Consider the following 25434-nt stretch of genomic DNA (forward strand, 5'->3'; position numbering starts at 1 on the left):
TCAGCCGGGCCGAGCCCGTTGCCAGTGACCGCCATCACGACCGGCCCGTGTGAAACGTCACGGGTGCGCGGGGCTCATGGCCGCCAGATGAGCACCAGGGCGCAGTCGTCGTTGTGGCCGGACGCCATGGCGTTGACCAGCGCCCTGGCGCCGTCGCGGAAGCCGGAGGGCAGCAGCCGCTCCGCCTCGCCGAGCAGCCGGTCGAGGCCGGCGTCGATGTCGCGCCCCGGCTGCTCGATCAGCCCGTCGGTGAACAGCAGCAGCGCGTCGCCCTTGCGCAGGGTGCCGCTGTCGGGCTCGCAGTGCAGGTCGGGCACCACGCCCAGCACCACGCCCTTGGCGGAGGCGACCTGCCAGTTGCCGGTGCCCGCGTCGAACTTGACCACCGGCGGATGCCCGGCCGAGGTGATCGTGTAGTCGCCTGTCGCCAGGTCGAGACGTACGTGCACCGCGGTCACGAACCCCTCGTCGCCGCGCTGCCTGTGCAGGTAGGCGTTGCACGCGGGCAGGAAGTCGTCGACCGAGCCCAGCAGACCGCCGAACGTGCCCGACAGCAGCAGCGCCCTGGTGCCCGCGTCGACGCCCTTGCCCGACACGTCGACCAGGGCGATCTCGACGGAGTCGCCGTCGCGCATGGACACCAGGAAGTCGCCGCCGAACGACGAGCCGCCCGCCTGCTTGAGCACCACCTTGCCGCCCCAGTCCTTGGGCAGCGCGGGCAGCTCGCCCTGGCTCCTCAGCCGGTCGCGCAGCTCCAGCAGCATGGCGTCGCCGCGCAGGCCCTGCACGCCCAGCTTGCCCCTGGTGCGGGCCATCAGCACGGCGAGCACGGCGGTGAACGCGATGGTCACGGTCAGCCCCAGCCCGACGCGGTTCGCGCCGAGGTTGGCGGCGACGTACCCGAGTGAGACCCCCACGCCGACGAGCAGCTTGACCAGGCTCGCCAGCCTGAGCTGGAGCCCGCCGACGAGCGTGACCAGGATGAGCAGGGACGGCGAGAAGAACTCGTTGGAGACCTCCACCGCGAGGACCCCGATGACGAGCGCCACCACGATCAGCGTGGTGAGCAGGTTGCGGTCGCGGGCCAGCAGCACCCGCCGGACGAACCGCACGACAGGCACCAGACCCGGCACCCGCACCAGGGCGGCGCGGACCCGTGGCGGGATCAGCGGCGCCGGACGGGAACTCATGATGCGCCTGACTGTATCGGTCTGACCCGTGTTTGGGCAGCCCACTTGACCAACGCCTTGATCATTTAGGGCGTATATTAGGTGGCCGTCCCCCTTTGCCCGCTCCTACCGTGGACGGATGACGTATCCCATCCGCCCGATTGACGAGTCCGAGTGGCCGGCCTTCGCCAGGGTGAACGAAGAGTCGTTCGGCTGGACGCCGCACCCCCAGCAAGCCGAGCGGTACAAGGCGCAGACCGAGTTCGACCGGACCCTCGCCGCCTTCGACGGCGAGCAGATCGTGGGAGTCACCGGCGTCTTCAGCCTCACCATGACGGTCCCGGGCGGGCAGCTCCCCGTCGCCGGCGTGACCGCCGTCAGCGTGCTGGCCTCCCACCGGCGCCGCGGCGTGCTGTCGTCGCTGATGCGCAGGCAGCTCAACGACATCCGCGAGCGCGGCGAGTCCGTGGCGGCGCTCTACGCCTCAGAAGCGCTCATCTACGGCCGGTACGGCTACGGCAGGGCCTCCACCGAGCTGTCCTTCACGATCGACAGCCGCCGTTCCGGGTTCGTGCCCGGCGCGCCGCACGACCCCGCGCTCCGTCTCAGGGTCGCCAAGCCCGCCGACGTACGCGGTGAGCTGGAGAAACTCTTCGCCACCGTCGTCACGCGGCGGCCCGGCAGGTACGAGCGCGTCCCCCACACCTGGACCGCCGTGCTCGCCGACGAGGAGCACGACCAGAACGGCGCGGGCACGCTGCGCTCGATCCTGGCCGAGGACGACGGCGGCGTGCGCGGCTACGCCCTGTTCCGCATCAAGTCGTCCTGGGACGACGCGGGCGTCCCCGACGGGACGCTGAAGTTGTACGAACTGGAGGCGTCCGACCCGGCCGCCTACGCCCTGCTCTGGCGCAGCGTTCTCGACCGCGACCTCGTCACCACCGTCCAGGCGGGCGGCAGGCCCGTGGACGACCCGCTCACCGTGCTCATGGCCGACCAGCGCCAGCTCCGGCCGCGGTGGGCCGACGAGCTGTGGGTACGGCTCGTCGAGGTCGACCGGGCGCTCACCGAGCGGTCGTACTCGGCGCCCGTGGACGCGGTCATCGAGGTCGAGGACAACGTGTGCCCGTGGAACGCCCGCCGGTGGCGGCTCACCGCCGACCTGACGGGCGCCGAGTGCAAGCCGGTGGACGACGAACCCGACGTGACCCTGCCGGTGAACGCGCTCGGGTCGGCGTACCTGGGGGACGGGACGCTGGGCGAGCAGCTCGAGGCCGGGCTGCTGCGCGAGCACTCGCCCGGGGCGGTGCGGCGGCTCGCCACCGCCATGTCGTGGAGCCCCAGGCCGTGGGCCGGGCTGACGTTCTGACGTAGGGTCAAAGGTATGGCGCTGCAGAGTTTGCAGATCACGGCGGTTGTGGCCATGCGGGCCCGGGATGTGTCCCGGCCGTCCAAGGAGCAGCAGGAGGCGGCCGATCGGCGGCCGCTGCGGGACGAGATGCCCAGGCGCGACACCAAACGCAAGAGCTGAGGGGCAGCGCGGCACGGGCGCGCTGCCCCTCTCAGGGCAACGCGCCCACGCCGTTCCCGGGCGGGCGGGGGCTAGGGCAGCGAGGGCAGTTGCCCGATCGTCTCGTACGTGGTGAGCTGCGCGATCCGCCTGCTGTGCCGCTCGCTCCCCGAGAACGACGTCCCGAGGAACACCTCCACGAACCGGGTGGCCTCGTCGAGGGAGTGCATGCGCGCCCCCACCGCCACCACGTTGGCGTTGTTGTGCTCACGCCCCAGGCTGGCCGTCTCCTCGCTCCAGGCCAGGGCCGCGCGGATGCCGCGCACCTTGTTGGCGGCGATCTGCTCGCCGTTGCCCGACCCTCCGATGACCACGCCGAGGCTGCCGGGGTCGCCCGCGACGCCTTCGGCCGCCCGCAGGACGAACGCCGGATAGTCGTCCTCGGCGTCGTAGACGAAGGGACCGCAGTCGGTCACCTCGTGCCCGTGGTCCTTAAGCCAGGACACCAGGTGGTTCTTGAGCTCATAGCCGGCATGGTCGGCACCGATGTAGACACGCACCCGCCCAGTCTTCCACAGCCGCCTTCCACAGCCGCGCCGATCGGGCTCGCCCGCTAGAGTAAGGGTCTGCATCGCAGTCCAGTCCTTACATCGCGAAAGCAGAGAGCCATGCGAGAGATCCGCGTCATCGGCGATCCCGTCCTGCGCACGCCGGCCGAGCCGGTGACGGACTTCGACCGGGAGCTGCGCCGCCTCATCGAGGAGATGTTCCAGGCCATGTACGCGGTCAACGGCGTCGGCCTCGCGGGCCCGCAGATCGGCGTGTCGCGGCGGCTGTTCGTCTACGACATCGCCGGGCGCAAGGGCCACGTGATCAACCCGCTGCTGACCGTGGACGACCCCGAGGACGTGCTGGACGAGGAGGGCTGCCTGTCGGTGCCCGACCGCCGGACCCGCCAGCCGATCTACGCCACGGTCGCCCGCGCCGCCGGCGTGACCGTGGAGGGCCTGGACCGGCTGCAGCGTCCCGTGCGCGTCAAGGCGCGCGGCTCGCTGGCGCGCTGCTTCCAGCACGAGACCGAGCACCTCGACGGCAAGCTGTACGTCGATCGCCTGCCGCGAAACGAGGCCCGGGAGATCATGCTCAAGGCATAGTTTGGCGGCATGAGCGTACTTTCCGGAAAGGGCGCAGTGGTCACCGGAGGCTCCCGGGGCATCGGCAAGGCCATCGTGGAGCGACTGGCCAGCGACGGCGCGGAAGTCGTCTTCAACTACCAGAGTTCAGCGGAGGCCGCCGGGCAGGTGGCCAAGGAGACCGGCGCGCACGCCGTACAGGCGGATCTGGGCAGCAGGGAGGACCTGCGGCGGCTGTTCGCCGAGGCGGAGGCGCGGCTGCCCGGGGTGGACATCCTGGTCAACAACGCCGCCACCGACGAGCCGAAGAAGCTCATCGCCGACCTGACGGACGAGGAGTACGAGCGGGTGTTCGCGGTGAACACCCGGGCCGTCTTCCTGGCCATCCAGTGGGCCGGCCGGGTGATGCGCGACGGCGGGCGCATCGTCAACCTTTCGTCGCTCAACACGCAGTTGCCCGCGCCGACCCTGGCGCTCTACTGCGGCTCCAAGGGCGCGATGGAGCAGTTCACCAAGGTGGCCGCGCGGGAGCTGGGGCCGCGCGGGATCACGGTGAACACCGTCTCGTCGGGGGCCACCGACACCGACATGCTGCGCAAGGCCAACTCGCCGGAGACGCTGGAGCAGATGCCCGCCATGACCGCGCTGCGGCGGCTGGGCAGGCCCGACGACCTCGCCGCGGTGGTGGCGTTCCTCGCCGGGCCCGACGGGCGGTGGGTCACCGGGCAGAACGTGCTGGCGACCGGCGGTCTGCTCCTCTAAGCCTCCAGGGGGATTCCTCCGGGGAGCCGTCAGAGCTGCAGTGACTTGACCTCGAGGTACTCCTCCAGGCCGTGCTCGCCCAGCTCGCGCCCCACGCCCGACTGCTTGTAGCCGCCGAAGGGCGCCGCCGGGTTGAACCGGCCGCCGTTGATCGACACCTGCCCGGTGCGCAGCCGGCGGGCGACCGCGACCGCGTGCTCCTCGGTGCCCGCCCAGACGGCGCCGGCCAGGCCGTACCTGGTGTCGTTGGCGATCTCGACGGCGTTGTCCTCGGTCGTGTACGGGATCAGCGTGAGCACTGGCCCGAAGATCTCCTCCTGCTCGATCGTCATCCCCGGCTCCACGGCCGCGAACACGGTCGGCTCGACGTAGTAGCCGCGCTCGTGCGGCCGTTCCGTGCCGCCCGCCACCAGCCTGGCGCCCTCCTCCTGGCCGCGGTTGACGTAGCGGATCACGCGGTCGCGCTGGGTCGCGGACACCAGGGGGCCGATCTTGGTGGACTCGTCGAAGGGGTCGCCGACGCGGTAGCCCCGCGCGGCCTCGACGGCCAGGTGCACGGCCTCGTCGTACTGGTCGCGCTGGACGATCATGCGGCTCCACGCCGAGCAGGTCTGCCCGGCGTTGACGAAGCAGTTGGCCACCCCGACCTTGACGGCCAGCGGCAGGTCGGCGTCGGGCAGGATGATGTTGGCGGACTTGCCGCCCAGCTCCAGCGCGACCCGCTTGACGGACTCGGCGGCCAGCGCGGCCACCCTGCGGCCGGCGGCGGTGGAGCCGGTGAAGGAGACCATGTCCACCTCGGGGTGGGCCGCCATGGCCTCGCCCACGATCGGGCCCCGGCCGCTGACCAGGTTGAACACGCCCGGGGGCAGGCCGACCTCCTCGAAGATCTCGGCCAGTGCGTACGCGGCCAGCGGCGCCACCTCGCTCGGCTTGAGCACCACGGTGCACCCGGCGGCGAGGGCGGGGGCGACCTTGCACACGATCTGGTGCAGCGGATAGTTCCACGGGGTGATCGCGGCGACCACGCCGATGGGCTCCTTGACCACCAGGGAGTTGCCGACGCGGGACTCGCGGGGGTGGCTCTCGGCGAGCTGGGCGTAGGAGGCCAGGACGGTCGCCGGCATGAGCGTCTGTACCTTGAGCGCGAAGCCGAGCGGCGCGCCCATGTCGCGGGCTATCGTCTCTGCTATCTTCTCTGATCGCTGTTTCAGCAGGTCGGCCGCGTGGGCGAGCAGTTTCCCGCGCTCGCTCGCAGCCGTCCGCGACCATTCGGGGAAGGCTTTTCTGGCTGCTGCCGCAGCCGCTTCGACGTCGTCGGGTGAGCCTGCGGGCACCCGGTCGATGATCTCTTCCGTGGCCGGGTTGACGACCTCGATGGGCTCGGCAGAGGCCGAAGCGGTCCAGGAGCCGCCGATGAACAGCTGACGCATGGGCCCATCCTTACAGTGACCCAGGCCACATGGCGAGGGCTCATCCTGACCGAGGGATAAGCCCTTTGCACCGCCACCTGCTTTTCTGCACCGCCAGATCAGTCGAACTGAGGACGCTTGGTGCGAGTGCGCTTCAGCTCGAAGAAGTCGTCGTACTGGGTGACCATGAGCACGCCGTCCCAGAGCTTGCCCGCGTCCTCGCCGCGCAGGATCTTGGTGATGACGGGGCCGAAGAAGGCGTTCTCCCCTACGCGGATGATCGGGGTGCCGACCTCCTGGCCGACGAGGCCGATGCCCTCGTCGTGGGAGGCGCGGATGACGTCGTCGTACTCCTCGGAGTTCATGGCGTCGGCGAGGGCGCGCTCGAGGCCGGCGTCGTCGAGCGCGCCCTCGATGACCTCGCGGCGGCGCTCGGGGTCCTTGATGCCCTGGTTGTGCAGGCGGGTGCCGAGCCCGGTGTAGAGCGGGCCGATGACCTGCTCGCCGTGCTTGGCGGCGGCCGCGGCGACGGTCCTGATGGCGCCCATGGCCTTGGCGGCCCGCTCAAGGTAGTCGGCGGGGACGTCCTTCTCCTGGTTGAGGAAGTACAGCGACATCATGCGCCAGCGCGGCTCGATGGGGCGGACCTTCTCCACCTCCAGGAGCCAGCGCGAGGTCACCCACGCGAACGGACAGGAGGGGTCGAACCACAGGTCCACGGGAATCTTCTCAGTCATGTCTGCCCGTAACCTGAGGTGGTTCGGGTCCTATTCCCGGCATGGCAGGATACGGACAACCCCGACGAAGTGGTGAAAAGGAGCGCAACTTGGCAGGCAACCTGACCCGGGACGAAGCTCGTGAGCGCGCCCGGCTGTTGAAGGTCGAGTCGTACGAGGTCGCACTCGACCTGACAGAGGGAGAGGAGCGCTTCGAGAGCGTCACCAAGGTCCGCTTCACCAGCACCACCCCGGGGGCGTCCACCTTCGTCGACCTCCACGGCGCCAACCTCCGCAAGGTCACGCTCAACGGCGCCGACCTCGACGTGTCGGCCTACGACGCCGACAAGGGGCGCTTCCCGCTCACCTCGCTCGCCGCGTCCAACGAACTGGTCGTGGACGCCGACTGCGCCTACATGCGCTCGGGCGAGGGCCTGCACCGCTTCGTCGACCCCGTGGACCAGAAGGTCTACCTGCACAGCCAGTTCGAGACGGCCGACGCGCACCGCATGTACGCCTGCTTCGACCAGCCCGACCTCAAGGCCACGTTCCAGCTCACCGTGCTGGCCCCGGCCGACTGGGAGGTGGTCTCCAACTCCGCCGCCACCACCATCGAGGAAGTGACCGAGCGGGCCGCCAAGCGGTGGGAGTTCGCCCCCACACCGGTCATCTCCACTTACATCACCGCACTGGTAGCAGGTCATTACCACAAGGTGACCTCCGAGCACGACGGCATCCCGCTCGGCGTCTACTGCCGCTCCTCGCTGGCCGAGCACCTCGACGCCGACAACATCCTCGAAGTCACCCGCCAGGGCTTCGACTTCTTCCACCGCGTGTTCGGCGTGCGCTACCCGTTCGGCAAGTACGACCAGCTCTTCGTACCCGAGTTCAACGCCGGCGCGATGGAGAACGCGGGCTGCGTGACCTTCCTGGAGGACTACGTCTTCCGCTCCCGCGTCACCGACGCCGCCGTCGAGCGGCGCGCCGAGACGATCCTGCACGAGATGGCGCACATGTGGTTCGGCGACCTCGTCACCATGCGCTGGTGGGACGACCTGTGGCTGAACGAGTCGTTCGCCACCTACATGTCCGTGCTCGCCCAGGCCGAGTCCACCCGGTGGAACAAGGCGTGGACCACGTTCGCGAACGTGGAGAAGTCCTGGGCCTACCGCCAGGACCAGCTCCCCTCCACCCACCCCATCGCCGCCGACATCCCCGACATGCAGGCGGTCGAGGTCAACTTCGACGGCATCACCTACGCCAAGGGCGCCTCGGTGCTCAAGCAGCTCGTGGCCTACGTCGGCCTCGACAACTTCCTGGCCGGCGTACGCGACTACTTCGCCGCCCACGCCTGGGGCAACACCGAGCTCGAAGACCTGCTCAACGCCCTGGAGCGAACCTCGGGCCGCGACCTGTCGTCCTGGTCGAAGGAGTGGCTGGAGACCTCCTGGGTCAACACGCTGCGCCCCGAGTTCGAGGTGTCCGGCGGCCGGTTCACCAGCTTCGACGTGCTGCAGGAAGCGCCGGTCGAGCACCCCACGCTGCGCTCCCACCGCATCGCGATCGGCCTGTACTCGCTGGCCGACGGCAAGCTGACCCGTACCAAGCGGGTGGAGCTGGACGTGGTCGGCGCCCGCACCAGCGTCAGCCAGCTCATCGGCGAGGAGCAGCCCGACCTGGTGCTGCTCAACGACGACGACCTCACCTACGCCAAGATCCGCCTCGACGCCGACTCCCTGCGGACGCTGGTCGACGGCGGCATCACCGCGTTCACCGAGTCCCTGCCGCGCGCCCTGTGCTGGACCGCCGCCTGGGACATGACCCGCGACGGCGAGATGTCCACCCGCGACTACGTCAAGCTGGTCATCTCCGGCGTGGCCACCGTCAGCGACATCACCGTCCTGCAGACCGTGCTGCGGCAGGCGCGCCTGGCCGCGCAGCAGTACGCCGACCCGGCCTGGCGGGCCGAGGGCCTGACCCTGCTGGCCACCGAGCTGCGCACGCTGCTCGACTCCGCCGAGCCCGGCTCCGACCAGCAGCTCTCCTTCCTCCAGGCGTACGCGGCCGTCGCCACGTCCGAGGAGGAGCTGAGCCTGCTGCAGGGCGTGCTCGACGGCACGGCGGTGCCCGAGGGCGTCACCGTGGACGCCGACCTGCGCTGGAGCCTCGTGCAGGCGCTCGTCTCCGGCGGCCGGCTCGGCGAGGCCGACATCGAGGCCGAGCTGGAGCGGGACCCTACGGCCACGGGTGAGCGCTCGGCCGCGCAGTGCCGGGCCGCGATCCCGACCGCCGAGGCGAAGGAGGCGGCCTGGACGCGGATCGTGAGCGGCACGCTGGCCAACCACATCGCCCGCGCCACGATCGGCGGCTTCCAGGACCCGCGCCACCCCGAGCTGATGGGGCCGTACCGGGAGAAGTACTTCGCCGAAGTCGGGCGCGTCTACCAGGAGTGGACGTTCGACCAGGCCTCGACGTTCGCCGTCGGGTGCTTCCCCGCGCTGCTCATCGAGCCCACCACGGTGCGAGCGGCGCACGACTTCCTGTCCGCCGCGCAGCCGCCGCAGGCGCTGCGCCGGCTCATCCTCGAAGGCGCCGACGGCGTCCGCCGCGCCCTGCGCAACAGGGAGAAGGACGCCGCGTCCGCGTGACGCCCCGGCCGGCCCGCGCCCCTGACAGGCGCGGGCCGGTCACGCCGAGTTGACGCTGGCATCCAAGGCGCGGTGTTAGCCTCGAAACGTGCTAGGCCCGGGGTCCTCCCTCAACGAACGCTACGTGCTCGGCACCCGCATCGGTGGCGGGGGCATGGGCGAGGTGTGGCGTGCCGACGACACGGTCCTCGGGCGCACGGTGGCGGTCAAGGTGCTGATGCCCGCGCTCAGCGAGGACCCCACGTTCGCCCAGCGCTTCCAGAACGAGGCCAGAGCCATGGCCACGCTCACCCACCCCGGCGTCGTCGACGTCTACGACTACGGCATCAGCGACGTCGACGGGCGCAGGGTGAGCTACCTGGTCATGGAGCACATCCAGGGCGAGTCGCTCGACCGCGCCCTGCGGCGGGGCGGGCCGCTCGGCGTCGCCGCCACCATGAAGCTCGTCGCCGAGGTCGCCGACGCGCTCACCGCCGCGCACGCGCAGGGCATCGTGCACCGCGACGTCAAACCGGCCAACCTCATGGTCAAGCCCGACGGCAGCGTCGTGCTCACCGACTTCGGCATCGCCCACTCCGCCTCCGCCGGCCAGCTCACCGCCACGGGGACGATGCTCTGCTCGGCCGGCTATTGCGCTCCCGAGATGGCCACCTCCAACGAGGTGACGCCCGCGGTCGACCTGTACGCGCTGGGAGTCGTGGCTTACGAGTGCCTGAGCGGGCACCTGCCGTTCCAGGGTGACACGCCCATTCAGATCATCTTCAAGCATCTCAACGCTCCTGTGCCGCGGCTGCCCGAGGAGATTCCTCTCGGGGTGCGGCAGGTGGTGGAGCGGGCGCTGGAGAAGGCGCCCGAGGGGCGGTGGCAGACCGCGCCGCAGATGGCGGAGGCGGCGCGCGCCGCTCTGACCTCACCTGCGGCCGGTGCCTACGACCCGTCGCCCGCTTCTGGCCCGTCGTCCGCTTCTGGCCCGTCGTCCGCTTCTGGCCCGTCGTCCGCTTTCGGCGGGTCAGCCGCTCTTGGCGGGTCAGGCGCTCTTGGCGGGGCAGGCGCCACCGATCCGTCAGCCTCGTTCGGCTCTTCGGCCGGTAGTGCTGCGGACGGCGTTGCGGCTGCGGGCATGGGTGGAGGCGCGTCCGGCTCACAGGGGACGCCTGTCACGGCGACCAAGCCCGTCGGGCCGCCGTCGAGGCGGCGGCGCCGGACGGTGCAGGCGGTGCTCACCATGTTGGCCGCGGTGCTCGTGTCGGCCGCCGTGGCCGGGTTCGTCTGGTTGCGGCCCACCGAGCAGGCGTCCCGCAGCGAGACGCCCGCCCCGCCCGTCAGCGTCAGCGGCCCGGCCGACCTCCTGCCCACCACTCCGTCGGCCACCGGCGGCAGGAGGCACACGGTGCAGCCGAGCAAGCGCCAGCCCAGCCCGCGGGCGACCCGCCCGACCGGCGAGCCCTCCCCCAGCCCGACGGTCACCACGTCCAGCCCGCCGACGGAGAGCCCCTCCGCGACGCCTACGACGTCCGAGCCGGAAGAGCCCACGGAGGAGCCGACCACGCCGGGGCCCGAGGAGCCGACGGTCGAACCTACGATCACCAGCCAGCCGGGCGAGATCCAGTGCATCCGCGCCCCCTGCCCGTGACCGCCCACCCGGCCGTGATCGCCCACCTGGCCGTGGGCGGCACCGCCTCCCGCCCGTGACCCCTCCACCCGCCCACGCTCCCTCTCCACCCACCACCCCCTCCGGCCCGCTCCGTCGCTGCTCGTCTCCCGCCCACCTTCCGGCCCGCTCCGGCGTTCCCCGCCTCCGCCCACCCTCCGGCCGCTCCAGCGTCGCCCGTTCCCTCCCGCCATCCACCGCCCCGCCCGACCGTGATCGCGGCGGACCCTGGCCGGAGCAGCAGCCCTGGGGGCGGGCCGGGCGGCGACACCCATGGGCCTATGTCCGTAATCCCTGCCTGATCGTGAGAAAGTCATCGCGTGGACTCGACTCGTGACCTGCTCGTCGCCCTCGCCCGCCGTTACGCCTTCGCCGACCTCGGCGCGCTCGCGCCCGCCGCGGAGATCGCGGAGGTGTGCGAGTTCGGGCACCGGCTGCTCTCGCTCGACGCCGAGGACTTCGCGGCCGAGGCCCGGGTCGTACCCGCCGATTTGCGACGACGCGCCAGGGCCTGCCACATGCCGCAAACCCCGCGCGAGCAGCCACGGGGGGCGCTGGAGTCGCTGCGGCCCGCGTACGGGCTGCTGCTTGAGGTCATCGCCGTACGGTGGCATCGGCGCGAGCTGAGCCCCATGATCGCCGCCGTGCACATCGCCAGCGAGTACCTGCCGCTGCTCGCCGTCGAGCCGCAACTCGGCCACGCCGGCGATCCGGCCAGGTGGCCGGCGGGGCTGAGCGCGGCGGGGAGCCGGTTCGGCGTGATCGGTGACCGGGAGTGCGACCACACCAAGTCCGAGCAGTCCGCCACCAACCGGACCCTGCGGGTCGCGACCGAGCCCGCCGAGGGCTGGCGCGCCTACTTCGACCGCCAGCACAGCCAGGTGGCCGGGGCGATCGGCGTGTGCGTGGCCACCTGCCGCAACCCGTGCACGTCCATGGCCTGGATCGATCCGGAGCCGCGCGCCGACCTGCAGTCGCGGGCCCGTACGGCGCTCGCGTTCGCCGAGACCCCGCTCGTCCGGCTCCGGCACGCGGCGCCGGTGGGGCACGGGTTCGGGGTGCCGTCGCCCGAAGAGGTGCTGGACGCGTGGGAGCGCAGCCGGGCGGTGCTCGACAAGAACCCGATCGGCACTTCGGCGCTGAAGGAGGACGGCTTTCCGCTCCCTGGGCTGCCGTCGCTCTTCTCGGCCATCGCCGACGCGGCCATCGAGCCGTCGACGTTGCTGCACGGGGTCAGCGAGCACATCGTGACCCTGCTCGAACGCCACCCGTGACACTGCCGGGCCGCGCAACGTGACACGTTCTCGGGCATCCCGGGGCCTAAGTCCCGGGCGCACTGGCGTCGCGCTCGCTGTGGCAACGCGCTCGCTGGCGGCGAAGTGGCAGCGCAAGGGCAAGGACGCACAGCGGCGCAGCACGGCAACGCAGCACGGCAGCGCAGCGTGGCACGGCGTGGCGCGGCACGGCGGCATGGCGCGGCACGGCGGCACAGCACAGCGCGGCGTGGCGCGGCACGGCACGGCACGGCAGCGTGGCACGGCGTGGCGCGGCACGGCGGCATGGCGCGGCACGGCGGCACAGCACAGCGCGGCGTGGCGCGGCACGCACGGCACGGCGCACGGCGGCGCGACACGGCGGCGCGACACGGCGGCGCCGGGCATGCGGCGTTAGCGGCGGGCGGTGGCCTGTTCGCCGAGGGCGCCGATCCCGTACAGCAAGCCGCCGATCAGATCGCCCACGCTGAACGCCGTGGCCATGGACATGGCCGTCATCCGGCAGGCCCCATCGCTGAGCCGCCGGCGTGCGTTCTCGCCCGTGACGATCTCCAACGCCCGCCCCCGCGGATCCACGAACACCACCACGGCGTCGTCGGCCTCCGCGCCGAGGGCGGCGTGCAGGCGCTCGGCGAAGTGCCGCCGCCCGCCCACGGGCTCGCCGAGGAACACGCCGAACCGCAGCCCGCTGCGCCGCTCCGCGGTGTGCAGGGCCTTACGGACGTCGTCGCCCTGGGCGGCGGTCAGTCCTTTCATGACTCACCTCACCATCCCGCCGAAACCACCATCCCGCCGAAACCGGTCCTGCCGAGGTACATGCGGCGTACATGCGGCGCCTCACCATCCCGCCGAGGCGCCGCCGACGCGTCTGCCGGGTTCCGCCGTCTCGGCGGCGGTCACCCAGTCGTCCTCGGGCACCTCCGCCCACGCCGCCACCCTGTCGGCCAGTACGAGGCCGGACGTGCTCACCCCGCGCTCACTCCGGGAAGGGCCTCCCAGCCACACGGGGCCGGCTTCGATGCGGCGCTGCGCACCGCGTACCGGCACCATGACGAGCAGGGTGATCAGTACGAACAGCCCCATGGACACGCCGATGAGGAAGAGCAGAATCTCCGCCGCGCTGTTCACACCAAGACCGTAAACCTCGTCAGCGGGCTCGACCAGACCCGTCGTTGGGGTGGTCCTCTCCCCGGGTTAAGATCTTTTACCAAGCGGGGGCTCTCTAGAGAAGAACAGTAGACATACCCCGAAAACATGCGTGGAACACGATGAGCTGGGCCATAAAACTATGGACACGGCAACACTAGGAATCGATCGAATCCCCGGGCTACGGTGAGTTACGTGGACTCCGACAACCAGCGAGAAGACGGTCACAACGCGTCACCCATCTGGGTGAGCGACCGACCAGAAAGCGAGCAGACCGCCGCCGCGAAGCCTTCGGCGCCCACCTCCACGTACGCGCCGGTCGAGCGCGCGTCCGTGCGTAGCCTGCTGCAGCAGCCCCGTTTCCGCCGCCTGCGCAACCGCGCGATCCTCGCGCTGGTCGCCGGCCTGGCGGTGGGCTTCCTTGTGCAGGACTGGCGGGTGGGTGTGACCGCGGGTGTGATCGCGGCCATCCTCGAGGCGGTCTACCGCGCTCGCTCCAGTTCGTCCGTGCCCGCGTGGCGGCGGACGTCCGTGGCCGAGCGCCGCACGGAGGCGCAGTTGCGCAGGCTTGAGCGCAGCGGCTACCGAACGTTGCACGCCAGGGCGATCCCGGGCAGCGAGGCCCAGATCGACCACCTCGTGGTGGGCCCGACGGGCGTGTACGCGGTCGACTCCGAGAAGTGGGACCGGCGGCTGCCCGTACGCGTGCAGATGGGCAAGAAGCTGTTCCACGGCCCGTTCGACATGAAGCCCCGCCTCACCGAGGCGAAGTGGGAGGCGACGCAGGCCAGCGAGCTGATCAGCGAGTCGTTCGGCCGTGAGGTCGCGGTCGTGCCGTCGCTGGCGATCTACGGCCCGCCCGTGCCGTGGAAGATCATGAACATCCGCGGCGTGGACGTCTACCAGGGCGATCGGGCCCGGAAGTGGATCACGAAGCGGGAGCGGGCGCTGACGACGGCCGAGATCGACCGGATCTACGACATCGCGGCGCAGGTGCTGCCCGCCCGTTACGGCGAAGGCTGACCCTCCTCACCGCCGGCGTCCTCGGCGGCGGTGAGTGCCGGGCTAGCGGTAGCGTTCCGGGATCGAGTCGCACCAGGGGAAGAGCTCGTCGTCGGTGGCGCCCGTGATGTTGCCGCAGGCTCCGATCTGGGTGGGCCGCTCCGCGCCTTTGACGTGCAGGATCAGCACGGCCTTGTCCAGCGGGTACTGCCGGGGCGAGCTCGCCCCGAAGTCCAGCGCCCCCGTGGCGCCCTCGATGGCGTGGCCGGCCGGGTCCGCGGTGTAGAGGGTGCCGAGCTGGCGCCAGACGGTGTAGGAGTTCACGGGCACGCGGTGGCGCATGCCGCCCAGCCTGCGGATGGCGGTGATCATCGTCTCGGTGGCGTCGTACGACAGCGCGGCGTGCCCGTCCAGGGTACGTCCGGGGCCTGGTTCCTTGCACTCGAAGGGAAACGTGGCGAACAGCTCGGCGTAGAAGTCGTGCCGCTGCGGCTGGCCGCACTTGCTGGGCGCGACGGCGAACGATTCGTAGTAGTAGCCGATCCCGCCGACGGCCGCTCGGACGCGCACGTCGGCGACGTAGCGGGTGACGTCGTCGCCCCCGAGGATGACCGGCGGCGACGACGCGCACTTGTCGGCCACCCCCTTCACGAACTCGGCGAAGTCGGGGATGCCGCGGCCGGCGAAGTACACGAGCCCGTCGAAGCCGCAGGCCGACACTCCGGCGTCGCGCGGGTCGCCCGCGTACGGGTCCTCGCTGCGGTCCCCCGCGCCCGGCTTGGCCAGGCCGATGGGCGTGAAGCGGTGCGCCTCGACGGCGAAGCGGCTCTCCCGCAGGTTGGCGACGACGCGGGACTTCAGGTTGGCCGCGTAGTAGTCGGTCTCGTCGTGGGAGTAGTAGACGCGGGCCCGGCGGGCCACCTCGCCCTTGCCTGCCAGCGAGTCGGCGAAGGCCGCGGCCATCCACGCCTGCCTGGAGTTCTGCGGCGCCACCTGGAAGTAGAACGGCGACTCGTTGACGAGGCGGTCGGCCGACAGGGTGGAGGCCACCATGGGCAGCCCGGCCTTGCCCAGCTCCTGGATGGCGGCGACCGTCTCCTGGCGGCTCTGGTCCAGGCCCACGACGCCCACGATGGGCGCCTGGCCGTCCTGGTAGCGCAGCAGCAGCCGGGCGATGCGGGAGCCGTGCTGCATGCGTCCGCCCGCGTTGGCCAGCAGGATGCGGACGAGCGGTTCGCTGGGGCCGGCCGCGCTGTTCTGCCGCTTCTGGGCGATGGCCACGCCCGCCAGGCCCTCGCGGGCGGCGGCCAGCGTGTCGTTGTCGGAGGAGGTCAGCGCCGCCAGGTAGACGATCGTCACGTACGGCCGGTCGCTGCCCTCGCTCAGCCGCGCGGCCCGCTCGTTCTCCTGCTGGAGCACCGCCTGGACCTGCCGCATCTCGGCGTTGCCCGGCGCGAACAGGTAGCCGGGCTCGGCCACGCCCACGCACTCGGTGCCGGTGAGCTGTCTGCCGCTCTCCGACCAGGGCGTCCACAGCCCGGTCGCGCAGGCGTTCCGGTGCCAGGCGGCGGTCTGGCCCGCGTACGCGCCCGCGGCGCCGGCCAGGGCCATCCAGAACAGCGTGATGGCCACCCAGGACGACCACCAGGGGGCCACGCGGGCGGGCGGCACCCAGGTGCGGTCGCCGACGTCGTACCGGGACAGGTCGGACGGCAGCGGCGGCGCGCTGATGGCCAGCGGGTTGCGCAGCACCTGGCTCCAGGTCGCCGCGTCGTCGGCGGTGACGAGCTCCCTGCGCCAGCGGATGAGCGTCCACAGCGGCTCCTCGTCGTCCTCGATCTGGACGGCGTCGGCCGTGTAGGAGACCACTACGACCGGGTCGAACCTGTCGAGATCCGCCCGCCGTTCCGCCATCAGCTCGACCAGTTCGTCCCCGTGCTCGTTGAGCAGCAGCAGCGGGTAGAAGACGTGGGCGGCGCCCCGCACGTGGGACGGTGAGCGCCGGTATTGGCGGGTGAGGTCGTCCAGGAACGCCCGCAGCAGCAGCCGCGAGACGCGCTTGTCGTCGTCCGGGTCGAGGCCGGCCAGGAGGGCGGGCACGCCGGGCGCGGCGCGGTCGTCCTGCGACAGGGCGCGGCGCAGCCAGCGGAACCTGCCGCCGAGACCCGGCACGCGCCCGCTCAGCCGCAGGTCGTGCAGGAAGCCGGGCACCAGCCGCAGCAGCAGGTTGATCGGGAACGGCACGTGCTCGGCGCCCGTGCTGGCCGTGTCCACGCCCCAGCCCCAGTTGCGGTCGGCCTCGCGCAGGACGCGGCGGGCGTGCTCCTCGCCGCCGTGCGTCTCGGCGAGCTGCTCGACCAGCAGGGCGGTCAGCCGGTAGCGCGGGAAGCGCAGCCGGTTGCTGCGCAGCTCGGCCACGACGCGGGCGAGGATCCTGGGGACCGGCTCGCCGGGCTGGATGTCCGGGTGGGCGCGCGGGATGTCGGGCGAGATGACGTGCGTGACGGCCTTTTCCCCAAAGTTTTCAGGACTTTTGGGGGCGAGCGCCTGCGGCCAGGCGCCGGCCTCGCTGAGCCGGACGAGCGGGATCCCCTTGCGGTCCGTGTGCTGCCTGGCCTCGGCTCCCTCCCGCCACCCGGTCAGCAGTGGCCGTCTGGCGACGTGCGGGGAGTCCTGTACGCCCTCGCCCCTGGCAGGTCTTCGGCATAAGCGGTCTATCGTATGAATGAAGTTGCCGACCCTTGCGGGGTCGTCCAGCATGGCTGCCCCGTGACTCATTTGATCTCTGTAACACGAGTTCGGGTGTGAGCGGCCGTCGATTCCGGCACGATCCGGTAACCAACCGTCCGAGGCATGGACAAGCGTCTCATTTACCGGGCGGTGGCCGTAACATGTGAAGACTCGCCAACGATGGGAGATGCCCAATGCCCGCCCTCAGGTCACGTACAGTCACCCACGGCAGGAACATGGCCGGTGCCCGGGCCCTGCTCCGGGCGACCGGCGTAGCCGGGAGCGACTTCGGCAAGCCCATCATCGCGGTGGCCAACAGCTTCACCCAGTTCGTCCCGGGCCACGTGCATCTGCGCGAGGTCGGCGACGTGGTGTCGGCGGCGATCAGGGAGGCGGGGGCCATCCCCCGCGAGTTCAACACGATCGCGGTCGACGACGGCATCGCGATGGGTCACGGCGGCATGCTCTACTCGCTGCCGTCGCGCGAGCTGATCGCCGACGCCGTCGAGTACATGGTCAACGCCCACTGCGCGGACGCGCTGATCTGCGTCTCCAACTGCGACAAGATCACGCCGGGCATGCTGCTGGCCGCGTTCCGGCTGAACATCCCGACGATCTTCGTCTCCGGCGGCCCCATGGAGGCCGGCAAGACGCCGGGCAAGAAGCTCGACCTGATCGACCCGATGATCGCCGCCGCCGACGACTCCGTCTCCGACGCCGAGCTGCTGGAGATGGAGGAGAGCGCCTGCCCGACCTGCGGCTCCTGCTCCGGCATGTTCACCGCCAACTCGATGAACTGCCTCGCCGAGGCCATCGGCCTCGCGCTGCCCGGCAACGGCACGATCCTGGCCACGCACAAGGCGCGCAAGCAGCTCTTCGAGGACGCCGGCCGCCAGCTCGTCGAGATCACCCGCCGCTACTACGAGGACGGCGACGAGTCGGTGCTGCCGCGCTCCATCGCCACCCGCGAGGCGTTCGAGAACGCGATGACCCTCGACGTGGCGATGGGCGGCTCCACCAACACGATCCTGCACATCCTGGCCGCCGCCCGCGAGGCGGAGGTCGACTTCGGGCTCAAGGAGATCAACGAGATCTCGCTGCGGGTGCCGTGCCTGTGCAAGGTGGCCCCGGCCACCGCCAAGTACCACATCGAGGACGTCCACCGCGCCGGCGGCATCCCCGCCATCCTGGGCGAGCTCGACCGCGCGGGGCTGCTGCACCGCGACGTGCCCACCGTGAACGGCGGCACGCTGGCCGACCTGCTGGCCCAGTGGGACGCCATGTCGCCGACGGTCAAGCCGGAGGCCGTGGAGCTGTGGCACGCGGCGCCCGGCAACGTGCGCACGGTCAAGGCGTACTCGCAGGACAACCGCTGGGACGACCTCGACCTCGACCGCCAGGCGGGCTGCATCCGCGACCGCGAGCACGCCTACACCGCCGACGGCGGCCTGGCCGTGCTCTACGGCAACATCTCGCGTGACGGCGCGGTCGTGAAGACGGCCGGCGTGGACGAGTCCATCTGGAAGTTCAGCGGGCCCGCCGTGGTGTTCGAGTCGCAGGAGCAGGCGGTCGAGGGCATCCTCGGCGGCAAGGTCAAGGCCGGCGACGTGGTCGTCATCCGCTACGAGGGCCCCAAGGGCGGCCCCGGCATGCAGGAGATGCTCTACCCGACGTCCTTCCTGAAGGGCAGGGGTCTGGGCAAGGTGTGCGCGCTGGTCACCGACGGGCGCTTCTCCGGCGGCACCTCCGGGCTGTCGATCGGCCACGCCTCCCCCGAGGCGGCCGAGGGCGGCACGATCGCGCTGGTCGAGGACGGCGACATCATCGACATCGACATCCCCGGCCGGTCGATGGAGCTGCGGGTGCCCGAGGCCGAGCTGGCCGCGCGGCGCGAGCGGCTGCTCGCCGACCTGGGCGGCTACCGGCCGCGCGACCGTGACCGGCAGGTGAGCGTGGCGCTGCAGGCCTACGCGGCCATGACGACGTCCGCCTCGACCGGCGCCTCGCGCGACCTGTCGCAGCTCTCGCGCTAGCCACCGTCCTGTGCGGCGGTTCGCGCCTGCCGCACCGTTTCCTGTGCGGTGGGCGAGTGGGTTCTCGCCTGCCGCACAGGCACCTGTCTTCCCGGACAGACTTTCGAAAATTGTCGGTGCTCATCCCTATTGTTGGGGTATGACGACAGTCGTGAAGCACGATACTCGCCCGCTGACGACCGCCGAGATCGCCGCACTCGCCCTCTCCCTCGCCCACCTCGGGGCGGGCCCCCAGGCCGTCACCGCCCGGCGTGGCCTGCAGCACGCATTCGAGCACCTCGACCTCGACGACGACGTCATCGCCACCACGCTCACGACCCTCACCGAGCCGCTGTCCGTCGACGTCGCCTCCCGTGCCCGGCTGATGGCCGACGCCATCACCAGCCGGCTCATGATCCGCCTGCACTACCGCGACGCCTCCGGTGTCGTCACCTCTCGCGACGTCGAGCCTGTGACGTGCCTGGTGCACCGCGAATACTGGTACCTGGTCGGCGTGTGCAAGATGCGCCGTGGGATCAGGGCGTTCAGGTTCGACCGGATCATCGCGGTCGAGCCCACCCTCACGCCGTCCCGGCCGCACCTGGCCGATCGGTTCCTGCCGTTCCAGCGCCGCAAGCGCCGCGCCGTCACAGCGGCCGGCACCGGCCAGCGACGGCTGACCGCCTAACCTCACCCGCCCGCCGAGCCGCCACCGCAGAAAGCCCTGCGCCGGCGGCCTCGGCGGAACCGCTGGCACTCGGCGAACAGCGGCCGCCTCGCTGGGCGGCCTCGGCGAAAGGCTGGCTAGCCCGCTGCCTCGGCGAAGAGTGGCGGGCATGCTGGCGGCCTCGGCGCAGCTAGCGGCCTCAGTGACGCTGGTGGCTAGCCTGCTGCCTCAGCTAAGAGTGGCGAGCATGCTGGCGGCTCGGCGCAACTGGCGGCATGGACGCACCTGACGGCCTCAGCGACGCTGACGACCTCGGCGAAGGCTGGCTAGCCCGCCGCCGCAGCGAAGAGTGGCGAGCATGCTGGCGGCCTCGGCGCAGCTGGCGACCTCGGCGAGCTGCGGCTGGCCAGCCCGCTGCCTCAGCGAAGGGTCGCGGGCGCGCTGGCGGCTTCGGCGCAGCTAGCGTCCTGGACGCACCTGGCGGCCTCAGTGACGCTCGCCACCTCGGCGAGCTGCGGCCCATCTCCCACTCCTGGCTGCGTCGACGAGCAGCGGCCATCTCGCGCGCCTGGCGGCCAGCGGCGCTCTCGCGTTCATGGCGGCCATGGCGCGAGCAGCGGCGGGCCACGCCGAAACTGGCCGAGGCTTGACCACCCGTCCCCCGGCCGTTGGGGTGGCGGGTGGCAGGCTCCCGCACATGCGCGTACGGGGGTTCTCGCTCTTCGCCATCCTGCTGCTGGCCACGCCCGGCTGCACAGCGCCTCCCGGTGAGGCGCCGCACCCAGGTCCACCAGCCAGGAAGGCGCCGACGGACGCGGCCGACAGCGCGCTGCCGCCCGCCCACCGCCGCCGCGCCCTCGACGACGCCCTGGAGCGCTACCTGCGGGAACGTCCGGGACGGGCGGCGCTGGCCGTCCACGACCGCACCACCGGCGCCTGGTACACCTTCCGCGAGCACACCCCGTTCCTGCTGGCCAGCGTGGCCAAGGTGGACATCCTGCTGGCGTTCCTGCTCGGCAAGGACGGCCGGCGGCTGAGCGCGTACGAACGCAGGCTGGCCTCCCGCATGATCCGCTACAGCGACAACGACTGCGCGCACGAGCTGTACCTGACCATCGGCGGCCGGAACGGTCTGGACCGGGCGCTGCGCCGGATCGGCGTGCGGCACACGCGGCCGGGCTCCGGGCTGTCCTGGGGCTACACCCACAGCAGGCCCTCTGACCAGGTGAAGGTCCTGGAGCGGCTGACCGGCGCCGGAGGGCCGCTGCCCGCCCGCAGCCGGCGCTACGCGCTCGACCTCATGTCGTCGGTGGCGCCGTCGCAGGCGTGGGGTGTCAGCGCGGCCGCCCCGGAGGGTGAGGTGGCGTTGAAGAACGGGTGGCTGCCCGCCGAGGTGCACGACGGGCTGTGGACGGTCAACAGCGTGGGGCGGCTCGTGGTGCGCGGACACGAGTTGCTGATCGCCGTGCTGTCGGAGCGCAACCCCGCCATGGAGAACGGCGTCGCCACCGTGGAGCGGATGGCCAGGCTCGCCGTTCACACGCTGACCAGGGCGGGTGGACGGTCAGGAGCAGCAGCCTCCGCCGCAGCAACCGCCACCGCCGCCACCGGCGGGCCTGGGGGCGGACGCGCTGCCCGTCATGGAGACCGTGGAGAGCAGCCTCACCGTGTCGGCGTGGCCGTCGGGGCAGGTCGCCGGGTCGTCGGAGGCGGACATCGGGCGGGACACCTCGAACGTGGAACCGCAGGCGCGGCACCGGAAGTCGTAGCGCGGCATGGCGCTAGTTTAGCCGCGGTCGCGGTGTCCGCAGGGGCCGCTCGCCACTTCCCCGCTAGTCGTAGCTGATGTGCGCGTAGTCGGAGACGGGCTCGTACCCGATCGACCGATAGATGGCGTTGCTCGTCGGGTTGGCCAGATCGGTGAAGAGCACCACCTGGTCACACCGCTCCTCCAGCGCGACCCGGCTGGCGTGAGCGGTGACCGCAGCCCCGTACCCGCGCCGCCGGCGCGACGGCGGCGTGTAGACGGGCCCGATGCGGCAGACGCCACCGGCCTCCGGGGAGAGGGCCGCGAGCGAGACGGGCGCCTGCTCCGCCTCCCACACGAACAGCTCCCGCCCTTCCAGCCGCCGCACGACCCTGTCGACGACGTCGCCCTCGCCCATGCCGGTCTCGTCGCCGAACGCCTGGTACCAGCTCACCAGCAGCGGAAGGTCACCGGGCACGGCGAGCCTGCCCCGGCCGGGCACGTCGGGGACGGTGAGGGCGCCGAGGCGGAAGAGCCGCTCGGAGACGACCCGCGACGGCTCGCCGAGCAGCCGGGTGGCCTCGCCGGTGACCTCCAGGGGGCCGACGAACGCGGTGAGCCCGCCGTCCAGCGCCCGCACGAGGGACGCGACGGCCTCGACGGGCACGGCGAACAGCCCGGCGGGGAACGGCGGCGTGTGGAAGACCGCGCCGCGCACCTCGCCGCCGACCGTCCACCACCCGTAGCGGGGGTCCTTGACGGGCATGCCGGCCCGCAGGTTGGCCAGGACGGTCAGTGGCACGGTGTTGCGCACCGGGTCGCCGAGCAGGAACGGCTCGGCGACCGCGGCGTACTCCTCAACGGATGAGGTGAAGGTCCACATGCCTGCTCATGGTGTCAGGCATGCGGCCTCGCGCTCAACGCGGTTTCAGGCCGCTGCTTCCAGGTAGGGCGCCCATTGCGGGTCACCGACGAGCGAGGCGCCGATGAGCCGCCAGTGAGCGCCCCGTGGCACCGCCGGGCTGACGCGCAGCGTCCACCCCAGCTCCTCCAGGTACTTGTCGGCCTTGCGGTGGTTGCAGGTGGTGCAGGAGGCCACGCAGTTCTCCCACGTGTGCGTGCCGCCCCTGGACCTGGGGATGACATGGTCGATGGTCTCGGCCTTCTGCCCGCAGTAGGCGCAACGGTAGTCGTCGCGCCGCATGAGGGCGGCCCTGGTCAGGGGGATGCGGGACCGGTAGGGGATGCGGACATATCTGCGGAGCCTGATCACCGAGGGAACGTCGAGCGTGCGGCTGGCGGACCGCAGCACGGCTCCCCGGCCGTCGCGATGGACGACGTCGGCCTTCTCCCGCAGCACGAGCACGACGGCTCGGTGCAGCGAGAGGGTGGTCAGTGGCTCGTAGGTGGCATTCAGCAGCAGGACCTGGCGCATCATCGGGCCTCTTCCCGCTGCGCGCGTATCAAAGGGGACATGCCGCGGCATGTCCCTCCTGTCGGCCCCTCCTGGGGCACTCGTGCTTCCGTCACGTGGACCTCCGCCGGACGGTCCAGCGGATGGTCACCACGGCACCGTCCTGTCACCAAGTCTGGCGTTTGCACCGTGGTCCCCGCCACCCCAAATACCACTCGCCGGAATGACCAGAGGGACGCACGGTACGTTTTATGCCCGCTCTACCAGCGCTTTACGCATGCCCTTTGGCAGTAGGGTTCCTGGCATGACGCGAGAGCCGTACCCGACAGCACGTCGCGAAGACATCGTCGACATCCTGCACGAAACCCCCGTCCCAGACCCCTACCGGTGGCTCGAGGACCCCGACAGCCCCGAGACCAAGGGATGGCTGGACGCGCAGGCCGAGTTGTTCGGCGCGGAGCGGGGCCCGCAGCGGTTCAAGGACCGCATCGCCGAGCTGCTCAGGTCCGGCTCTGTGGGCGTGCCGGCCTGGCGCGGCGAGCGTTACTTCTTCTCCCGGCGCACGCCCGACCAGGAGCACGCGGTCTACTACGTGGTCGAGCCCGACGGCACCGAGCGGGCGCTGGTCGACCCGATGGCGCTCGACCCGTCCGGGCTGACCACGCTGGACGCGGTGCAGCCCGACAAGGAGGGGCGCCTGCTGGCGTACCAGATCTCCGTGGGCGGCAACGAGGAGTCGATCCTCTACATCGTCGACGTGGCCACGGGCGAGCGGGTCGAGGGGCCGATCGACCGGTGCCGCTACTCGCCGATCGCGTGGCTGCCGGGCGGTGAGGCGTTCTACTACGTACGCAGGCTGCCGAGCACCGAGGTGCCGGAGAACGAGACGCAGTTCCACCGCCGCGTCTACCTGCACCGCGTCGGCACCTCCACCGAGGACGATGTGATGATCTTCGGCCAGGGTCTGAAGATGACCAACTACTACGGCGTCTCGGTCTCGCGTGACGGCCGCTGGCTGCAGGTCTCGGCGCACGAGGGCACCGCGCCGCGCAACGACGTCTGGGTGGCCGACCTGACCGCCTCGCCGATCGAGCGGCCGGAGCTGAAGGTCGTGCAGGAGGGCGTGGACGCGCAGGTCGGGCTGTACTTCGGCCGCGACGGCAGGCTCTACGTGCACACCGACCGCGACGCGTCCAGGGGCCGGGTGTGCGTCACCGACCCGGCGGAGCCCGGCTACGACACCTGGCGCGAGCTGATCCCCGAGCACCCCGAGGCGGTGCTGAGCGACTTCGCGATCCTCGACGACCTGGAGAGCCCGGTCATGCTGGTGGGCTGGACCCGCCACGCGATCAGCGAGATCACCGTGCACGACCTGGCGACCGGCGAGGTCGTGGGCGAGGTGCCGGCGCCGGGGCTGGGCTCGATCGGCGGCATCGCCGAGCGCCCCGAGGGCGGCCACGAGGCGTGGTTCGGCTACACCGACAACACCACGCCGCCCACGATCCAGCGCTACGACGCCAGGACGGGTGAGACGACGCTCTGGGCGGCCTCCCCTGGCGCGGTGGAGGTGCCTCCGGTACGCACCGAGCAGGTCGTCTACCGCTCCAAGGACGGCACCGACGTCCGCATGCTGATCATCTCCCCCGTCGGCGAGGCGTCCGGCCCGCGCCCGACCATCCTGTACGGCTACGGCGGCTTCGGCCTGTCCATGACCCCCGGCTACTCGGCCTCGATCCTGACCTGGGTGGAGGCGGGCGGCGTCTACGCCATCGCCAACCTGCGCGGCGGCGGCGAGGAGGGCGAGGAGTGGCACCGCGCGGGCATGCTCGCCAACAAGCAGAACGTCTTCGACGACTTCCACGCCGCAGCCGAGCACCTCATCGCCACCGGCGTCACCACGCGCGAGCAGCTCGGCATCTCCGGCGGCTCCAACGGCGGCCTGCTGGTGGGGGCGGCGCTGACGCAGCGCCCCGAGCTGTACGCGGCGGTGGTCTGCTCGGCGCCGCTGCTCGACATGATCCGGTACGAGAAGTTCGGGCTCGGGGCTACCTGGAACGTGGAGTACGGCTCGGCCGACGACCCTGAGCAGTTCGGCTGGCTGTGGGGGTATTCGCCCTACCACCACGTCAGCGAGTCGGTGGCGTACCCGGCGACGCTGTTCACCGTCTTCCAGTCCGACACGCGCGTGCACCCGCTGCACGCCTGGAAGATGTGCGCGGCGCTGCAGCACGCCTCGACGGCCGATCGGCCGGTGCTGCTGCGCAACGAGACCGAGGTCGGTCATGGCGCCCGCTCGGTGAGCAGGTCGGTCGACCTGTCGGCCGACACGCTGACCTTCCTGGCCAAGCACACCGGCCTGTAGCACCGGCCTGTAGCACCGGCACTCGAGCCTTCCCACCGGCCTGACGCGCTGGCCCGCGAGCCTTTCTGGCCGGGTGCAC

The 25434-nt window shown here is 71.4% G+C and carries 22 protein-coding genes and 1 pseudogene; 13 read left to right on the plus strand and 10 right to left on the minus strand.

Translation table 11 applies throughout. The features are described from left to right. Positions 1–74: 74 nt before the first annotated feature. Positions 75–1190, minus strand: coding sequence for a PP2C family protein-serine/threonine phosphatase (locus ABD331_RS09140; protein ID WP_344472562.1), 1116 nt, complete (start codon positions 1188–1190; stop codon positions 75–77). Between the two features lie 118 nt (positions 1191–1308). On the opposite strand from ABD331_RS09140, the gene ABD331_RS09145 reads away from it, so the two are divergent. Then, positions 1309–2538: a GNAT family N-acetyltransferase gene (locus tag ABD331_RS09145; RefSeq protein ID WP_344472565.1), complete on the plus strand. Its 1230-nt coding sequence runs from the start codon at positions 1309–1311 to the stop codon at positions 2536–2538. A 15-nt stretch (positions 2539–2553) separates the two neighbouring features. Next, positions 2554–2700: a hypothetical protein gene (locus ABD331_RS09150; RefSeq protein ID WP_344472568.1), complete on the plus strand. Its 147-nt coding sequence runs from the start codon at positions 2554–2556 to the stop codon at positions 2698–2700. Positions 2701–2771: 71 nt separating this feature from the next. Here the strand turns inward: ABD331_RS09150 and ABD331_RS09155 are convergent, their stop codons facing one another. Continuing rightward, positions 2772–3239 (minus strand): ribose-5-phosphate isomerase, encoded by a 468-nt coding sequence (locus ABD331_RS09155; RefSeq protein WP_344472570.1) that lies wholly within the window; start codon positions 3237–3239, stop codon positions 2772–2774. A 108-nt stretch (positions 3240–3347) separates the two neighbouring features. Here ABD331_RS09155 and def point away from each other — a divergent pair, with 108 nt between their 5' ends. Both def and ABD331_RS09165 read left to right on the plus strand, forming a co-directional pair. Next, on the plus strand, positions 3348–3833 hold the full coding sequence (gene def, locus ABD331_RS09160) for a peptide deformylase (RefSeq protein WP_344472573.1): 486 nt from the start codon (positions 3348–3350) through the stop codon (positions 3831–3833). 9 nt (positions 3834–3842) lie between these two features. Then, a complete protein-coding gene (locus ABD331_RS09165; protein WP_344472576.1) occupies positions 3843–4574 on the plus strand; it encodes an SDR family oxidoreductase in 732 nt (243 codons plus the stop codon). A 29-nt stretch (positions 4575–4603) separates the two neighbouring features. On the opposite strand, the gene ABD331_RS09170 is transcribed toward ABD331_RS09165, so the two are convergent. Beyond that, a complete protein-coding gene (locus ABD331_RS09170) occupies positions 4604–6007 on the minus strand; it encodes an aldehyde dehydrogenase family protein (protein ID WP_344472579.1) in 1404 nt (467 codons plus the stop codon). A gap of 98 nt (positions 6008–6105) precedes the next feature. Then, the gene (locus ABD331_RS09175) at positions 6106–6723 is read right to left on the minus strand and encodes a mycothiol-dependent nitroreductase Rv2466c family protein (RefSeq protein WP_344472582.1); all 618 of its coding nucleotides are present in this window, start codon (positions 6721–6723) and stop codon (positions 6106–6108) included. A gap of 89 nt (positions 6724–6812) precedes the next feature. Between ABD331_RS09175 and pepN the strand changes: the two genes are divergently transcribed. The 4 genes from pepN (at position 6813) to ABD331_RS09195 (ending at position 12672) form a co-directional block, all read left to right on the plus strand. Further along, positions 6813–9350, plus strand: coding sequence for an aminopeptidase N (gene pepN / locus ABD331_RS09180; protein ID WP_344472585.1), 2538 nt, complete (start codon positions 6813–6815; stop codon positions 9348–9350). A gap of 88 nt (positions 9351–9438) precedes the next feature. Further along, complete coding sequence (locus ABD331_RS09185; protein WP_344472588.1) at positions 9439–10983, plus strand: serine/threonine-protein kinase; 1545 nt, start codon at positions 9439–9441, stop codon at positions 10981–10983. A gap of 338 nt (positions 10984–11321) precedes the next feature. Further along, entirely contained in the window at positions 11322–12275 is a 954-nt protein-coding gene (locus ABD331_RS09190) for a hypothetical protein (protein ID WP_344472591.1), read from the plus strand. Positions 12276–12354: 79 nt separating this feature from the next. Beyond that, entirely contained in the window at positions 12355–12672 is a 318-nt protein-coding gene (locus ABD331_RS09195) for a hypothetical protein (protein ID WP_344472594.1), read from the plus strand. Here the strand turns inward: ABD331_RS09195 and ABD331_RS09200 are convergent. Next, positions 12669–13031, minus strand: coding sequence for a DUF5130 family protein (locus ABD331_RS09200; protein ID WP_344472597.1), 363 nt, complete (start codon positions 13029–13031; stop codon positions 12669–12671). The two genes, ABD331_RS09195 and ABD331_RS09200, sit on opposite strands and share 4 nt — an antisense overlap. Before the next feature lie 81 nt (positions 13032–13112). Next, positions 13113–13403, minus strand: coding sequence for a hypothetical protein (locus ABD331_RS09205; protein WP_148439818.1), 291 nt, complete (start codon positions 13401–13403; stop codon positions 13113–13115). Between the two features lie 213 nt (positions 13404–13616). Here ABD331_RS09205 and ABD331_RS09210 point away from each other — a divergent pair, with 213 nt between their 5' ends. Further along, positions 13617–14444 (plus strand): nuclease-related domain-containing protein, encoded by an 828-nt coding sequence (locus tag ABD331_RS09210; RefSeq protein WP_344472601.1) that lies wholly within the window; start codon positions 13617–13619, stop codon positions 14442–14444. A 42-nt stretch (positions 14445–14486) separates the two neighbouring features. Here ABD331_RS09210 and ABD331_RS09215 read toward each other — a convergent pair whose 3' ends face one another. Beyond that, entirely contained in the window at positions 14487–17201 is a 2715-nt protein-coding gene (locus ABD331_RS09215) for an ABC transporter substrate-binding protein (protein ID WP_344472604.1), read from the minus strand. Between the two features lie 146 nt (positions 17202–17347). Here ABD331_RS09215 and ilvD point away from each other — a divergent pair, with 146 nt between their 5' ends. The 3 genes and pseudogenes from ilvD to ABD331_RS09230 form a co-directional block, all read left to right on the plus strand. Further along, positions 17348–19186, plus strand: a complete 1839-nt coding sequence (gene ilvD, locus ABD331_RS09220; RefSeq protein ID WP_344472607.1) for a dihydroxy-acid dehydratase — start codon at positions 17348–17350, stop codon at positions 19184–19186. Positions 19187–19325: 139 nt separating this feature from the next. Next, positions 19326–19853: a helix-turn-helix transcriptional regulator gene (locus tag ABD331_RS09225; RefSeq protein ID WP_344472610.1), complete on the plus strand. Its 528-nt coding sequence runs from the start codon at positions 19326–19328 to the stop codon at positions 19851–19853. A gap of 676 nt (positions 19854–20529) precedes the next feature. Next, positions 20530–21222 (plus strand): annotated as a pseudogene (locus ABD331_RS09230) (serine hydrolase); the annotation flags it as partial. Between the two features lie 174 nt (positions 21223–21396). Here the strand turns inward: ABD331_RS09230 and ABD331_RS09235 are convergent. The 3 genes from ABD331_RS09235 to ABD331_RS09245 are packed head-to-tail and all read right to left on the minus strand — an operon-like array spanning position 21397 to position 23014. Continuing rightward, positions 21397–21609 carry an FmdB family zinc ribbon protein gene (locus ABD331_RS09235; protein WP_344473389.1) on the minus strand — a complete coding sequence of 71 codons (213 nt, stop codon included), beginning with the start codon at positions 21607–21609 and terminating at the stop codon, positions 21397–21399. A 55-nt stretch (positions 21610–21664) separates the two neighbouring features. Continuing rightward, entirely contained in the window at positions 21665–22462 is a 798-nt protein-coding gene (locus ABD331_RS09240; protein ID WP_344472613.1) for a GNAT family N-acetyltransferase, read from the minus strand. 45 nt (positions 22463–22507) lie between these two features. After that, positions 22508–23014: an HNH endonuclease gene (locus ABD331_RS09245; RefSeq protein ID WP_043640342.1), complete on the minus strand. Its 507-nt coding sequence runs from the start codon at positions 23012–23014 to the stop codon at positions 22508–22510. Between the two features lie 283 nt (positions 23015–23297). Between ABD331_RS09245 and ABD331_RS09250 the strand changes: the two genes are divergently transcribed. Continuing rightward, on the plus strand, positions 23298–25355 hold the full coding sequence (locus ABD331_RS09250) for a prolyl oligopeptidase family serine peptidase (RefSeq protein ID WP_344472619.1): 2058 nt from the start codon (positions 23298–23300) through the stop codon (positions 25353–25355). Positions 25356–25434 lie beyond the last annotated feature (79 nt).

The sequence above is a fragment of the Nonomuraea monospora genome (genome assembly GCF_039531895.1).
Lineage (GTDB): Bacteria > Actinomycetota > Actinomycetes > Streptosporangiales > Streptosporangiaceae > Nonomuraea > Nonomuraea monospora.